General features: G+C 68.2%; 10 protein-coding genes. All 10 read right to left on the reverse strand.

Annotated elements, in window-relative coordinates; genetic code table 11:
• Positions 1-5 precede the first annotated feature (5 nt).
• Positions 6-1,538 (reverse strand): UDP-N-acetylmuramoyl-L-alanine--D-glutamate ligase, encoded by a 1,533-nt coding sequence (murD, locus tag FJX73_01840; GenBank protein ID MBM3469524.1) that lies wholly within the window; start codon positions 1,536-1,538, stop codon positions 6-8.
• Positions 1,538-2,527 (reverse strand): phospho-N-acetylmuramoyl-pentapeptide-transferase, encoded by a 990-nt coding sequence (locus FJX73_01845; protein ID MBM3469525.1) that lies wholly within the window; start codon positions 2,525-2,527, stop codon positions 1,538-1,540. The genes murD and FJX73_01845 overlap by 1 nt, the downstream gene beginning before the upstream one ends.
• On the reverse strand, positions 2,515-3,936 hold the full coding sequence (locus FJX73_01850; GenBank protein ID MBM3469526.1) for a UDP-N-acetylmuramoyl-tripeptide--D-alanyl-D-alanine ligase: 1,422 nt from the start codon (positions 3,934-3,936) through the stop codon (positions 2,515-2,517). Before FJX73_01850 ends, FJX73_01845 begins: the two co-directional genes overlap by 13 nt.
• Positions 3,920-5,392: a UDP-N-acetylmuramoyl-L-alanyl-D-glutamate--2,6-diaminopimelate ligase gene (locus FJX73_01855; GenBank protein ID MBM3469527.1), complete on the reverse strand. Its 1,473-nt coding sequence runs from the start codon at positions 5,390-5,392 to the stop codon at positions 3,920-3,922. The genes FJX73_01850 and FJX73_01855 overlap by 17 nt, the downstream gene beginning before the upstream one ends.
• Before the next feature lie 49 nt (positions 5,393-5,441).
• Positions 5,442-7,259, reverse strand: coding sequence for a penicillin-binding protein 2 (locus tag FJX73_01860; GenBank protein MBM3469528.1), 1,818 nt, complete (start codon positions 7,257-7,259; stop codon positions 5,442-5,444).
• Positions 7,256-7,729 (reverse strand): hypothetical protein, encoded by a 474-nt coding sequence (locus FJX73_01865; GenBank protein MBM3469529.1) that lies wholly within the window; start codon positions 7,727-7,729, stop codon positions 7,256-7,258. The genes FJX73_01860 and FJX73_01865 overlap by 4 nt, the downstream gene beginning before the upstream one ends.
• Positions 7,720-8,892 (reverse strand): 16S rRNA (cytosine(1402)-N(4))-methyltransferase RsmH, encoded by a 1,173-nt coding sequence (gene rsmH / locus FJX73_01870; GenBank protein ID MBM3469530.1) that lies wholly within the window; start codon positions 8,890-8,892, stop codon positions 7,720-7,722. The genes FJX73_01865 and rsmH overlap by 10 nt, the downstream gene beginning before the upstream one ends.
• Positions 8,802-9,224 carry a division/cell wall cluster transcriptional repressor MraZ gene (gene mraZ / locus FJX73_01875; GenBank protein ID MBM3469531.1) on the reverse strand — a complete coding sequence of 141 codons (423 nt, stop codon included), beginning with the start codon at positions 9,222-9,224 and terminating at the stop codon, positions 8,802-8,804. Before mraZ ends, rsmH begins: the two co-directional genes overlap by 91 nt.
• A gap of 260 nt (positions 9,225-9,484) precedes the next feature.
• Positions 9,485-10,213, reverse strand: a complete 729-nt coding sequence (locus FJX73_01880) for a hypothetical protein (GenBank protein ID MBM3469532.1) — start codon at positions 10,211-10,213, stop codon at positions 9,485-9,487.
• Between the two features lie 76 nt (positions 10,214-10,289).
• On the reverse strand, positions 10,290-13,862 hold the full coding sequence (locus FJX73_01885; protein ID MBM3469533.1) for a hypothetical protein: 3,573 nt from the start codon (positions 13,860-13,862) through the stop codon (positions 10,290-10,292).
• Positions 13,863-13,952 lie beyond the last annotated feature (90 nt).

The following is a 13,952-nucleotide window of genomic DNA, read 5'->3' on the forward strand; positions in this document are numbered from 1 at the left end:
CGCGGTCACGGTAGCACCGGAGGGCCCGCGCGAGCGGGCAGCGCATCAGCCAACCGGCAGAACAGGTCGCCGCGCTCCCGGTAGTCTGCGAACTGGTCGAAGCTCTCGCACCCCGGGGAGAGCAGGATCGCGTCCCCGGGCGATGCGGCGTCCCAGGCCGATGCCAGCGCGGCGTCCAGGGTGCCTGCCTGCGAGACGCTCGGGGGCTTGGCCATCCCACCTATCGCATCTGCCAGCAGGGCGGCGGTCGAGCCGATCAGATAGACCGCCTTGGCGGGCGAGTCCTCCAGCGCGCTGACCATCGGTTGAAAGTCGCGCGCACGGGCGTCCCTGCGCAGTCCTCCTGCGATGAGGTGGAACGGCCTGACCATGCTCCTTATGGCGGCGGCGGCTGCTGCGGGATTGGTTGCCAGCGAGTCCTCGTAGAAGGCGACGCCCTCGCGCTCCGCGGCCAGGCGGAACCTGTAGGGTAGGCCGCGGAACTCGCGCAGCACCGACGCGATCGTCCCGGGCTCGACGCCAACGAGCGCCGCGGCAGCGGCGGCAGCCAGGGCGTTCTCCTGCATGTGGGCACCGGGCACGGAGAGGTCGCACACAGCCATCACCGGGCGCGGAGGCGCACCGGCCGGCGCGATCCGACCGCCATCCATGTACGCCCCGGCCAACACGATTCGCCCGCCCTCGAGGTACGCCCCGGCCGCGACGGGCCGGTGACGGCTGAACCAGCGCACCGAAGACGCGGCGCCGTCGGTCATCCCAGCCACGAGGGGATCGTCGGCGTTGAGCACCGCCAGGTCCGCCGGGCCCTGGTTGCGGACGATCGTGCGTTTCGCCTCGACGTAGGCCTCCAGCGACCCATGGTCGTCCAGGTGGTGCGGCGCGATGTTGGTCACCACCGCAACGTGGGGGCTGTAGGGCAGGCCGAGGAGCTGCCGGTTGCTGATCTCCAAGACCAACCACGTCGCGGCGTCCGCACCGTCAAGGGCGTAGAGCGCGGGCACGTGCGTCCGGTCGTTCCCAGAGACGACGAGAGGCAGTCCGGCGGCCTCCATCATCGCGGCTATCAGCGTTACCACGGTAAACTTGCCGTTCGTGCCGGTCACGCCGAGAATCGGCCCGGGCCATGCCTCGAAGAACAGGTGCGTAAGACTCGACAGCCGGACGCCGCGCGCAGCGGCCGCGCGCACGGGCGCGTTCTCCTGGTGGCGGAACCAGGACTGGGGAACGAAGATGACCCCGGCCTCCTCTATCCCCTCCAGATAGCGGTCGTCCTGCCGCCAGGCGATGGGCGCGGCCCGCAACCGGGCTGCCAGCCGCGCCTGTCCCTCTGGATCCAGCCAGCAGTGCGTGCGCCGCAGCGTCTCCTCGAAGCGCGCGGGCGGCTCCAGATCGTGCACGGTGATTTCCCCTATGCCGTGGTTCAGGAGGAACTCGGTCACGGTGGAGCCCTCGGTGCCCGACGGGCCCAGAACGTGGATGGGCCGCCCCCGGAGCTGATCCAGGACGGCCCTCACCCGCGCTGGCGGGTGCGAAGTCATCAGCCGGCGACCAGCAGGCCGATCAGGAGACAGACCCAACCGGCCATGTGGAACCGGCGCACGATGACCGGTTCCGGCCAGCCCACGAGTTCAAAGTGATGGTGCAGGGGGCTCATGCGGAAGATCCGCCGGCCGCCAGTGAGCTTGAAGTACGCCACTTGAAGGATGACGGACGCGGCTTCGGCAACGAACACGCCGCCGATGAAGAGGAGCGCGATCTCCGACTTCGTGACGATGGCGAGCGCGGCCAGCACCCCACCAAGGGCATTGGATCCAACGTCGCCCATGAAGATCCGCGCCGGGTGGGCGTTGTACTTGAGGAATCCTGCGCAGGCCCCTGCCACGGCCGCGCCCAGCACCGCGGCAGAAGGCAGCAGCGCGGTCAGCGCCACAACTGCCAGCCCGAACGCGGCCACCGCGACGAGCCCGGCGGCCAGGCCGTCCAGGCCATCGCTCAGGTTGACCGCGTTGGTGAACCCAACGTAGAGCAGCGCCGCGAAGATCACGTATCCCCATCCGAGATCGAACGGGCCCACTCCTGGCACGATGATCTCGGTTCCCAGCCAGGACTGGCGGGCGGCCAGGTATCCCAGGGCCAGGCCCAGGATGATCTGCATCGCCAGCCGCTCGCGCGCACGAAATCCGAGGTTCCGATCGTGCTGGGCCGCCAGGAGATCGTCCAGCAATCCCACGGCGCCGAAGGCGCCCATCACGGCGAGTGCGAACAGCACGCGGCGGTCCGGGCCTGCCACGAGCAGCACGGCGGCGACGATGGCGGCAACAAGCAGCAGCCCGCCCATGGTCGGAGTGCCGGCCTTCAACTGGTGCCGGGCCGGCGCGTCCTCGCGGATGCGCTGGCGCTGGCCCCACGCTGCGAGCGCCGCTATGGTTCGGGGGCCCGCGAGCACGACGATGCCCGCCGCCAGCGCCGCGGCGGCGACCACCTGAACCAGCAGGGGTATCGCAATGAACTCGTTCACGGCGACAATACCTCCATTCCGGCCCTCAGGCCCTCCAGCACCCTTTCCATCTCGATACCTCGCGAACCCTTGATGAGCACGATGTCACCTGGCCGCACCGCCCGGCGCAGCAACGGGATCGCTTCATCTGTGGTCCTGGCCCAGGCAGCGGCGCCGGGCGCGAGACCAGCATCGGCGGCCCCCCCGAGGTACCAGCGGGCATTGGGTCCCACCGCGAGCAGCAGCGCGGGCAGCAGTTCCGCCGCCTGCCGGCCCACCCGGCGGTGGAACTCTTGCGAATCCGGTCCGAGCTCGAGCATCTCGCCCAAGGCGAGCACGCGCCGTCGGGCCGGCCCTGCGAGGACGATCACGTCGAAGGCGGCCTGCATGGACTGCGGACTGGCATTGTAGGTGTCGTCCACAACGAGCATCTCGCCGAGGTGGATGATCTCCTGCCGCATCTTGGCCTGGCGGGCGCGGGCAAGCCCTGCTGCGATCTCGCGCAGCCCGAGCCCGAGCGCATGCCCCACGGCCGCTGCGACCAGCGCGTTGCGCACCTGGTGAGTGCCCGGGAGCGACAGGGTCACTTCTCCCTGCTGCCCTCCGACCTCCAGCACGAAGGCGCAGCCGTCAGGGGTGCACCTGATCTCGGTGGCGCGCACGTCTGCCTCAGGAGAGAAGCCGAACCGGACCACGGGACACTGGACGGCCCGGACCAGCCGCTCTGTCAAGGGCTCGTCGGCGTTGACGATCGCGGTGCCGTCAGCGGGCAATCCCTCCAGCAGTTCGGCCTTGGCCGCGGCGATGTTCTCGCGCGTTCCCAGCAGCTCCAGGTGGGTGTCGCCTATGGTGGTGACCGCGCCGATGCGGGGAAGCGCCATCTCGACGAGTTCTCGGATCTGCCCCAGACCGCGCATTGCCATCTCTATGACCGCGACCTCGACTCCCTGATCCAGCCCCAACAGCGCGAGGGCCACGCCCAGCTCCGCGTTCCACGACTCAGCAGAGCGCGCCGCGTTGAAGCGCACGGCCAGGACCTCTGCGCACAGGCCGACCGTCGTGGTCTTGCCCACGCTGCCGGTAATGCCGACCACGGTCACCGGCAGCGTGCGCCGGTGCAGGGCGGCGATCGCGCCCAGCGCGCGCAGCGGGTCCGCCACCACCAGCGCCGGGCTGGCTGCTCCCGGGAGGGCTGCTCCCGAGCCGGCTGCCGCCGGCTCTGCGGCGACCACTGACAGCACCGCGCCGCGCGCGAGCGCATCCCCCACGAACAGGTGCCCGTCGGCATTTGGGCCCCGCAGCGCAACGAAGAGATACCCGGGCGCGGCCTTCCGGCTGTCGGTTGTGACCCCGCAGACCGCCGTGGGAACAGGCGCCCCCGGCGGCAGCACGAGGCGTCCGCCGGTCGCCGAGACGATGTCCCTAACCGCCAGATGCATTCAGGACCTCCCGGACTACTTCCCGGTCATCAAACGGATGCCTCACCCCGGCGATCTCCTGGTAGGTCTCGTGGCCCTTGCCGGCAATCAGCACGAGATCTCCGGGACGCGCCTCTGCCACTGCCGCGGCAATCGCGCGGCGCCGGTCGGGCTCGATCTGCACGCGCACGCCGCGACGGGCGGCGGCGGCCTCGACGCCCGGACGGATCTCGTCAATGATCGAGCGGGGATCCTCGGTGCGCGGGTTGTCGGAGGTCACCACCACGAGGTCGGCCCAACTCGCCGCGATGCCGCCCATCACTGGGCGCTTGGGCCGGTCGCGATCACCTCCGCATCCGAAGACCGCGATCAGCCGGCCGCCGGTCACCTCGCGGGCGCTGCGCAGCACGTTCTCCAGGCCGTCGGGCGTGTGGGCGTAGTCCACGACCACCGCGAAGGGCTGCCCCTCCTCGATGCTCTCAAAACGCCCCGGGATGCCCGGCATAGCGGCCAGGGCATCGGCCATCGCCTCAAGAGGCAGTTCTTGCGTGATGCCCACGGCAAGCGCCGCGAGCGCATTTGCGACGTTGAAGCCGCCGGCAAGCCGGAGCTCGACCGGAACGCTGCCCCCAGGCGTCTCGGCGGTGAACGTTGACCCGCGCAGGTGCAGCCGGAGGTCGCGCCCGCGCACGTCGGCGGGCATGCGCACGCCGTAGGTCACCGCCTGCGCCAGGCTGACCGCCCGCATGATCCGCGATGCGGGGTCGTCGGCGTTCAGGACCGCCCACCCATCACAGGGCAGCATCGCGAACAGCCGCGCCTTGGCGGCGCGGTAGGCTTCCATGCTCCCGTGGAAGTCCAGGTGGTCCCGCGTGAGGTTGGTGAACACCCCGACCTTGAACCGGCAGCCGGCAACCCGCTCCAGCGCCAGCGCGTGGGAGGCGACCTCGACCGCGGCGTACTGCCGACCCGCGCTCACCATGGCCGCCAGCGCGCGCTGCAGATCGGGCGCCTCCGGGGTCGTGCGCGCCGACGGCAGCACACCATCGTCAATGACGATCCCCATTGTTCCGATGATGCCGCACGGCCGCCCGGCCGCGCGCAGGATCGCTTCGATCAGGTAGGTGGTTGCGCCCTTGCCGTTGGTCCCGGTGACGCCGATCACGCTCAGGCGGCGCGAGGGATGCCCATAGTACCCCGCGCTCATCTGCGCGAGCGCGCGGCGGGTGTCGGAGGTCCGCACCACCACAACGCCTGGAGGCACGGCGACCTCGCGATCCACCAGGATCGCGGACGCGCCGCGGGTGACGGCCTCTCCGATGAAGGCGTGCCCGTCGTGGACCGCGCCGCGGAGCGCGGCAAACAGAAACCCGGGACCACTCTCCCGGGAGTCGTAAGCGAGCCCGCGAATCTCCACGCCGGGGTCGCCCACCACCGACGGCGCGTCGAGCTCCGTCAGCAGCGCGCGCAGATGCATCCACCCACCTCCGCGGAATCTCCGTTCATTATAGCAGGCACCCGCGGCCTTACGGCGCGGCGCGCGGCGGCAGGCGGCCCAGGGCCGCCGGCTCCGAGGGAGGCAGCCGCATGTGCCAGAGAACCTGCGTGGCAATTGCCTGGAAGACCGGCGCTGCGACCGTGCCCCCGTATTGTTCGCCCTTCACGCCGTCGAGAATCACCAGCACCGCCAGGCGCGGGTTGTCCGCGGGCACCAGGCCGACAAACGAAGCCAAGACCGCATCGGGCATGTAGCCGCCTCCTGGAGCCGGCTTCTGGGCCGTGCCGGTCTTGCCGGCGATCCGGTATCCCTCGACGCGGGCCAGCGTCCCGGTCCCCTTGTTCACGACGTCCTCCATCATGGCGACGACCGCTCGGGCGACCTCCGGAGTAGTCGCCTGGCGTCCGGGCTCCGGCGCCGCCACCTTGATCACGCGGCCTTCGGGGTCGCGCACGGCGCGCAACACGTGCGGGCGGACCAGACGTCCCTCGTTGCCCAGGGCAGAGGCGGCCACCAGCAACTGCAGGGGCGTTACCGAGATGCCCTGACCAAAGCCAATGGTCTCGAGCCCAGGGCCCAGCCACTGCGTCGGCGGCGGCACCAGACCGGCGAGCTCCCCGGGAAGATCAATTCCGGTGGGCGCGCCGAATCCAAAGCGGCGGATCGCTTCGTGGTACCGCTCCTTGCCAAGCCGCATCGCCACCATGGCCGCGCCCACATTTGACGACTGGCGGATGATGTCGCCCAGCGTCTGCCTGGGGAACTTGCGGCCGCGGGCCTCCCGAATCACGTAGCCGCCCGCGACCCGCAGTTCCCCGGTGCTCGTGAACACTTCGTGTGCGGTCACGGCGTCGGCTTCCATAGCGGCCGCCGCCAGGATGATCTTGAAGGTGGATCCCGGTTCGTAGACTGCAGAGATAGCGCGGTTGGCCAGCAGCGGGTTCTCGGCGCGACCGACGGCGTTGGGATCATAGCGCGGATGGGCGGCCATCGCCAGCAGCTCGCCCGACCTGGGATCCATGACCAGGACGGTGCCCGAGGTTGCGCCCGTGGAGGCCGCTGCCCGATCGAGCTCGCGCTCGGCGATGTGCTGGATCACCTGGTCTATGGTAAGCATCACGTCGGCGCCCGGGGCTGGCTCTCGCACGACTGCGCGCGTGTCGAACCGCGGACGGCCCATGGCGTCCCGCTCGATGCGGGCGGAACCGGGCCGGCCCCGCAGTGTCTCTTCAAACGCCAGTTCCGCGCCCTCCAGGCCCTGGTTGTCAACGCCGGCAAAACCGATCACGTGGGACGCCAGCGTTCCGTTGGGGTAGCTGCGCTTGGCTTCGGTGAGGAAGCCGATCTGGTCGCCGAGCCGCATCGCGCGCAGCGACGCCACAACCGCGGGCGAAGCCCTCCTGGCCAGCCAGGCGAAGTGCCGGTCCGGGACCAGCTTTCGTTCGAGGTCCGCCGGTCGCTGCCCGACCACCGGCGCGACCGCGTGGATGAATGCCTTGTGATTGTCGATCTTGGACGGCAAGGCGAAGGCCGACTCGGCCTCGACGTTCACGGCCAGCGGCCTGCCCAGGCGGTCCAGCAGGCGGCCGCGGCTGGCCTCGATCTGCACGGTGCCGAGCTGCTGGCGCTCCGCGATTCTCTCGAGTTCTGGGGCCTGAACGACGTGAAGCATGACCAGGCGAAAGCCGACCGCGGTCAGCGCCGTCCACAGCACCGCAAAGAGCACCGCCGTGCGCAGCCGGATCAGCCGGAGGTGGTCGAGCTCTGCCTCGGCCGCGCGGAGAAAAGACCGCCGCCCGGGGGGTTGACCCCGCCCGGGCGGGCGGCGACGACGCGGGAGGGTCATCTGTGTCGCTCTCGGGCCTCGGCCTCGCTCCTCCCAAGCCACGCCGTGAGCTGGCGAAGGACTCCACGGCGCTCGGCAGGCACCTCGACTTCCGCGATGGCCGGCCCGGCGGTGATGGCGGCGAGCTGGTGATGGCGGGGCGGCGCCATGCCCAGCTCCGTTGTGGCATAGTGCTCGATGCGCTGCGGCGATTTCAGGGCCGATGCGAGCGAGGATAGGCGCGCGTGCTCCGCGCGCAGGTGGGTGAGTTCGCGCTGCAGCCGCAGGATCGTGTACCCCGCCTCTGCGCGGTGCGTGCGCTGCGAAACGTAGAGCAGAGCAGGCAGGGTGAGAAGAACCGCCACCACCATCGCGCCGGCCATCGGGTGCAACCGAGAGCGGCGACGGGCCACGGGCTCCCCGCGGGAAGGCCGTTCGGGGAGCCACACCGGGAAGACCTTCGTGCGTCGGTCGGCGGCGATCACGTGCACGGCCTCGCCGTTGAACTGGAAGAAGATCGGCGCCGGAAGCCGGGTGCCGGAGGGAGGACGTCAGGCACGACGGAGGGGAGGGTGGTATCAGCGCTGGATTGCCCGGCTTCCGACGCACGCTCGGTCTGGTCGCTCGCGCGCTCTGCCACGCGCATCTTGGCGCTGCGCGAACGGGGGTTGGCCGCTATCTCGCGCAGCGATGGGGTAACGGGCCGCCGCGTCAGAACGCGCACGAGGCGACGGCCGCCGCAGACGCATTGGGGGCTCCCGGGAGGACAGGTGCAATCACGGGAGAGGCGGAGGTAGGTGTGCTTGACGATGCGGTCTTCCAGGGAGTGGAAGGTGATGACGCAGAGTCGCCCACCCCCCCGGAGAGCCCCCATTGCTTCCGGCAGTGCCTGCTCGAGCGCTTCCAGTTCGCGGTTGGTGGCGATGCGCAGCGCCTGGAACGTGCGCGTCGCCGGATGGATGCCCCGAGGCCAGGCGCGGCGCGGGATGGCCGCACCTACAACGGAGACAAGTTCATCGGTCGTGCGAAGAGGCCGGCGCTGCACGATCGCCCGCGCGATCCGGCGCGCCCATCGCTCCTCACCGTACGCCCAGATAATCCCCCGCAGTTCCTCCTCGGGCAGGGAGTTGACCAGGTCGGCGGCGCAGCGCGGCTGGGTGCGGTCCATCCGCATGTCGAGCGGACCTGAATGGGTGAAGCTGAACCCGCGGAGGGGTTCTTCCAGTTGCAGCGACGAGGCTCCCAGGTCCATCACGATGCCGTCTACCGCCTCGAGTCCGGCTTCGGCCACCACAGTGCGTATGGCCGAGTAGTTCGCGTGCCGCAGTGCAACCGATGCCCCGTAACGAGCCAGCCTTCGCGCCGCAACCGCCAGCGCCTCGGCGTCGCGGTCTATCCCTATCAGCCGCCCAGACGGGGCGATCCGCTCCAGGATCGCCTCGGCGTGCCCGCCGGCGCCCACCGTGGCGTCAACGTACGTGCCGCCGGGCCGTGGTTCCAGCCAGGCCAGCACCTCGTCGAGCATCACCGGGATGTGCCCAGCGGCTTCTGCCTGAGAACCGGCTATATTCGCAGCTCCTCGATCTGCTCCGCGATCTGCGGAGCCGACAGCTTCGCCTTCTCGATGTAGGACTGCCAGCCGGCGTAGTTCCATATCTCGATCCGGCTGATCAGACCCACCACCACCACCTCGCGCTCGATCCCGGCATGCTGCCGCAGGTGAAGCGGCAGGGTTATCCTGCCCTGTCGGTCGAGCTCGATGTCCACGGCGCCGGCAAGCAGATAGCGCATAACGTCGCGCTGCTTGGTGGAGAGCTTGAGCAACGCGTCCGCGACCTTGGCCCATTCCGCGGGCGAGTATACGCTGATGCAGGGATCCAGTCCGCGGGTGGCTACGACCTGATCGCCCAGGACGCGCCGGAACCTGGGAGCGATGACAACCCGCCCCTTGTCGTCCAGCGCGTACTGGAACTCACCCTTGAGCATCCCCACAACTCCCCACTCTGTCCCACGCTATTCTCCATGTTCCCACAAACTCCTTCTTGTAGACCTGCGATTTGGAAAAGATCTTTGGAGGCCGGCGGCCAGAAGCCTCACTGGGCGCGGTCTCTGGCTTTCACTACCGGCGCAGGGGGGCAGATATGGTGGGTCGGAGCTGCTCACCCACCACATCTTGTGGGAGAGCGGCAATGCACCCGAGGTCCGGGACTACTGCCGACGCCCGGGACTACTGCCGATGCTCGGAACTACTGCCGTGGCGTGGGAGGTTTCCGCCTCACGCGTGGAGTGCGCGCAAGAGCACCCTGGTCCAGCGCCTTGTCGCCCAGGACCGCGCCCAGGCAGTCGCGCAGGTCCAGGGCCTCTTCGATCTGTAGCCGGGCGGACCGCGCTCCGGGCTCAGATGCAAGATCAGGCGATGGATGCGTGACCAGCATGATGCCGCCGTCCGGTAGGATCTCGACGATGAACGCCATTGAGGTGAGCAGGCGGGCAGGACCGAGCCGGGATACGGCCTGTGGCCCGAAGAAGTTGGCCCAACCCAGGCAGGTTGGATCAGGAAGATCGTCTACTCCCACCGTGCCCCACGGAGCTTCCAGGAACAGATAGAGGCCCTTGCACACGCCGAGCACCTGCTCGATGTCCTTGCTCGTCGCCAACGCCTCGCGCGGTATCGTCAGCGTGACCGTGCTTGGGCGAGATCTGGGAACCTCGCTCACCGAGAGGGTCAGCACCGGCCGCATCAGCCCTTCGGAGACGCGCAGGAACGTGCTCTGCGTGCCACCCTCCTCCGCGTCCTCCAGCAGCCGGACCGGCCTCGCGGGTATGATCCGCCGCAGGCTGTCTTCCGGCAGGCGGCGCACAAGATGCGGCTCGTAGGCCCCTCCCTGAGCCACGAGCGTGTCCAGAATCGCCCTCACGGTTCCCGGCCGGAAAGGATGGTCTACCAGGAAGCGCGCGACAACCTGCCCTTCCATGTTCGTCACCCCTGTACAAGAGCCGCCGCTGCTCAGGATGAGTCGGATAGTAGAAGGGGGCTCTCTCGCAGGGCTCTCACGAGGCGAGCGGGGGGGCGGGCGGCTCGCAGGTGTGCCCGTGGCGTTCCCAGGCCGCCAGGATCTCCCGGTTGAGAGGGACATTCCTCCTGAGGCGCACCTGCTGCGCCGGCGAGAGCGTCGCGGCCTGGGCGGCGATAAACTCCACAGCCCTGCGAAGGAACGGCAGGCGGGGTTCAAGGTTGAACTCCTCCAGGACGCGGAAGTGGTGCCAGAAGATGCGCTGGGGCTGGGGATTGGCGTGGCCTATCTCGGCCAGGGATCTGAGCGCCTCGTTGGAGGTGGCAAGCGCGCGGTCAGCGTCCCTCAACCCGGCATAGGCCAGCGCGAGATAGCTGAGGGTGTCCGGGAGCATGAGCCGCTCACCGACGCGGGCCTGAATGTCTCGCGCCTGCTCCAGACCTGCAATGGCCTGTGCGTGGTTTCCCCGGTGGAGCGCGATGATGCCGCGCTTGGCAAGGGACTCGAGGAAGGGGCCGTAGGGGTCTGCTGAATGACCCTCGCGATCGAAGAGGTGTAGAACCTCGTTTACCAACTCCTCCGCGCCATCCACGTTGTGATGGTCCAGGTGCAGTTGGGCCTGCGAGTCCTTGCAGACGGCGATCAGGAGGCGGTTACCCGAGGTAATGGACAGTTCCAGCGCCCTCCTGGAAGCATCCCATGCCCAGCGGTAGTTCCCTATCTGGCGTCCGACGCTGTTGGCGATCTCGTTGCGGCAGGCCATGACCGTGCGGGGGTGTCCGGTGGCCTGAGCCGAGACGCGCGCCTTCCTGAGTCTCCGGACAGCGCTGCCCAGACTGGCTTCCAGAGCATCCAGCGTTGCGAGCTGCAGGGTAACCCTGGCGGCGGTAGTGGGGTCATGGATCTCCTCGGCGAACCGCAGGCCTTCGAGCAGGTTCGCGCGCGACGCGGTCAAGTTGCCGGTCCACTTGAGAACAATCGCCTCCGTCATTGAGACAAATCGGGCCTCGCTGCTATCGCCTGATTCAGCCGAAATGCCCCTTGCAGACTGAAGGCACGCGGAGGCAGCCGCGTAGTTGCCGGTCTTCGCGTGGACAGTCGCCGCCTGCCTCAGGATGGCAACCCGAAGCGGGGCATCGGCATTGCACGTCCGCCTCAGGGCCAGTTGGGACACTGCCAGCGACCGCCTGTGACGCCCGGCCCTGCTCAACATCCAAGCCAGGACGCGGAGCGCCTGTGCCTCATCGCCCGCGTTGCGCGCAGCGCGCAAGTTGACCCATGCCCGACGCGCAAGACCGGCCGCAAGGTCGAACCTGCCGAAGTGCTCTTGAAGAAGCGCGCTGCGCGTGAGCCATACCGCTAGTATCCGGGGTTCGGGATTCCTGCGGCAAAGCGCACCCATTCGACCCAGAAGCACCACACGGTCATCAGGTCTTCCCAGCATTTCGAGGACCTCGTCGGTCTTGGCCAGGAGCAGCGCCTCGTCGAGGATCTTCTCCGCGGAACCCCTGGTGATATCCCTCCGAACGCATGCGATGGAGGCCTTGTAGGCCAAAACGGCCTCCTCGTACGCGTAGAGACCCCTCGCCTGGTCGCCTGCCTGAACCCAGGATGCCGCCGCGGAGTTCCACTGACCTGCGGAATGCTGGTGCCACGCGAGGCGATGAATCGGAACGTCGGACCATTGCAGCAACACCGCCGCCGCCCGGCCGTGGCACATGCGCCGGAGGTGGGCGGGAAGGCTCTCGTAGCATATCGCGCGTATCTTGTCGTGCGAGAAGCGGTAGCCAGTGTGCTCGCGCTGAAAGATCCCGTGCCTCAGCAGACACGCAATACTCCTGGACAGACGGTTCCTGCTGCCCTTGCTGACCATGGCAAGGAGTTCCTCGTCGAAACTCCTCCCCAGGACAGATGCCATCTCTGCTGCCTGGCGAGCCGTGGGGTCAAGAAGGGCCAGCCGCTGCTGAACCGCGGTGCGCACGCCGTCGGGTATTGCCATCTCCGTCCCTCGGGGGCTTTCGGGATCTAGCCCTGGAAACGAGCCGGCCAGCGATTCGCGCGGTCGCTGTTGGAGCAATCGAAGTGTCTCAATCACGAACAAAGGGTTCCCCTCAGACTCGGTGAAGATGCGCGCCACCAGATTCGAGGATAGGGAGTGCCCTTCGAGCAGCATCCGAATGAGCTCCCCTGTCTCCACCTCCGAAAGTGGGCCCAAGCGGAGCACCGCCGTACAGTGACGCGCGAGTCTTTCCAAGATCGAGTCGTGCACAGGACGGGTTCCCACAGGGCGCGCGGTCAGGAGAACGACTACCCGCATGTGCCTGGTGCGCTCCAGCAGATGCGAAAGAAAATCCACCGTGCCTGTGTCGGCCCACTGCAGGTCCTCGATCACTAACAGCATAGGCCGCTTCCGGCTCGCCTCCTCCAGTGGGGCCTGAAGCCAGTTGAACAGGCGAAGTTTGCCAGGAGGCCCAGGTGATTGATCGCCCGTGCTTCCTGCCGGATCATCAAAGGACGATGTGGGACGCATGCTGCCATCTCGGCCGAGAAGCCGCGCAACGTCGCTGCTATCGAAGAAAGCGCTGAGCGCGTCGAGCACCGGCTGGTACGGAACCGGCTCATTGAACTCGATGCTGCGCCCACGAAGGACAGCCCCGCCGCGCACGGCCCACTCCTCCGCCACCCATTCGGCGAACTTGGACTTCCCTATGCCTGCCTCGCCCACAAGCAGGAGCCCTCCTCCACTGCCGGCTACTGCTGCATCAAGGAGGTTGGCAGCAACCTGCCGTTCGTCACTCCGTCCCACTAGATGTGCACTGTCAGGCTGAATCGCCGGCGCTGCCGAAATCCGCGCATCGCCAACGATGCCACCATGCGCGGGGCGCCTTGTCACTTCAAGCAGCGATATCGTCTCCGCGTCCGGCTCTACGCCCAGTTCAGATCTGGCAAGGCGGGCGAAGCGCCTGAACTGGCTCGCAGCAGCCGGCTTGTCGCCGGCCCGAATGAGAAGCTTCATGAGACTGCGCTGCGCCTGCTCGTTGAACGGATCGGCCTCTGCGGCCCGGCGCGCATACTCCACCGCGAGATCCTGCCGCCCCCGACGGGCAAACCCCTCGGCCAGGGCTTGGAGCGAAGACACGAGACACCGCTTCAGATTCTCTCTTTCAAGCTGGCACCACTCGACATCCCAATCCTCCAGCAGGTCCCCTTTGTAGCGCCGGAGGGCATGGATCGCTCGGGAGAGGTGCTCCAGCCCGGCTTCGGTCTGACCGGGTCGCAGCACACCTTGTCGGAACTGCTCGACATCTACGTCGCACAGATCCATGTTGAGCCCCACAGACGTGGCCGTTGCCACGAGCACATCTGTTGGAAGACCATGAGATCCCAGCACGCCCTTGAGACGCCATGCTACCGTGCTGAGATTGGCTCTGGCCCGTTCCTCTGGTAGATCCGGCCAAAGGGCGCCGGCTGCGCGTGTTCTCGGGATGGTCCGCCCGCCTGCGAGTGCCAGGTAGGCGAGCAACTGCGCGGGCCTGGGTTTGAGGTCAACTGGACCTGTCTCCGAGACGACCGCGAAGCGGCCCAGGAGATGGATCTCCAGCTTCGCCATGAGTCACCACCCTGCGATACCCGAATCCGTGGGTCGCCATACAGGCGCTGCTGGTTCAGACCGTGTGAGGTAGGGTGCGATGCGCGGCGT

Source organism: Armatimonadota bacterium, assembly GCA_016869025.1.
Taxonomy (GTDB): Bacteria; Sysuimicrobiota; Sysuimicrobiia; order Sysuimicrobiales; family Humicultoraceae; genus VGFA01.

Coding starts and splice junctions, on each gene's coding strand:
- murD (MBM3469524.1), bottom strand. CDS start 1,538: ATGACTTCGCACCCGCCAGCGCGGGTGAGGGCCGTCCTGGATCAGCTC.
- FJX73_01850 (MBM3469526.1), bottom strand. CDS start 3,936: ATGCATCTGGCGGTTAGGGACATCGTCTCGGCGACCGGCGGACGCCTC.
- FJX73_01855 (MBM3469527.1), bottom strand. CDS start 5,392: ATGCATCTGCGCGCGCTGCTGACGGAGCTCGACGCGCCGTCGGTGGTG.
- FJX73_01860 (MBM3469528.1), bottom strand. CDS start 7,259: ATGACCCTCCCGCGTCGTCGCCGCCCGCCCGGGCGGGGTCAACCCCCC.
- rsmH (MBM3469530.1), bottom strand. CDS start 8,892: ATGGAACTACGCCGGCTGGCAGTCCTACATCGAGAAGGCGAAGCTGTC.
- mraZ (MBM3469531.1), bottom strand. CDS start 9,224: ATGCTCAAGGGTGAGTTCCAGTACGCGCTGGACGACAAGGGGCGGGTT.
- FJX73_01880 (MBM3469532.1), bottom strand. CDS start 10,213: ATGGAAGGGCAGGTTGTCGCGCGCTTCCTGGTAGACCATCCTTTCCGG.
- FJX73_01885 (MBM3469533.1), bottom strand. CDS start 13,862: ATGGCGAAGCTGGAGATCCATCTCCTGGGCCGCTTCGCGGTCGTCTCG.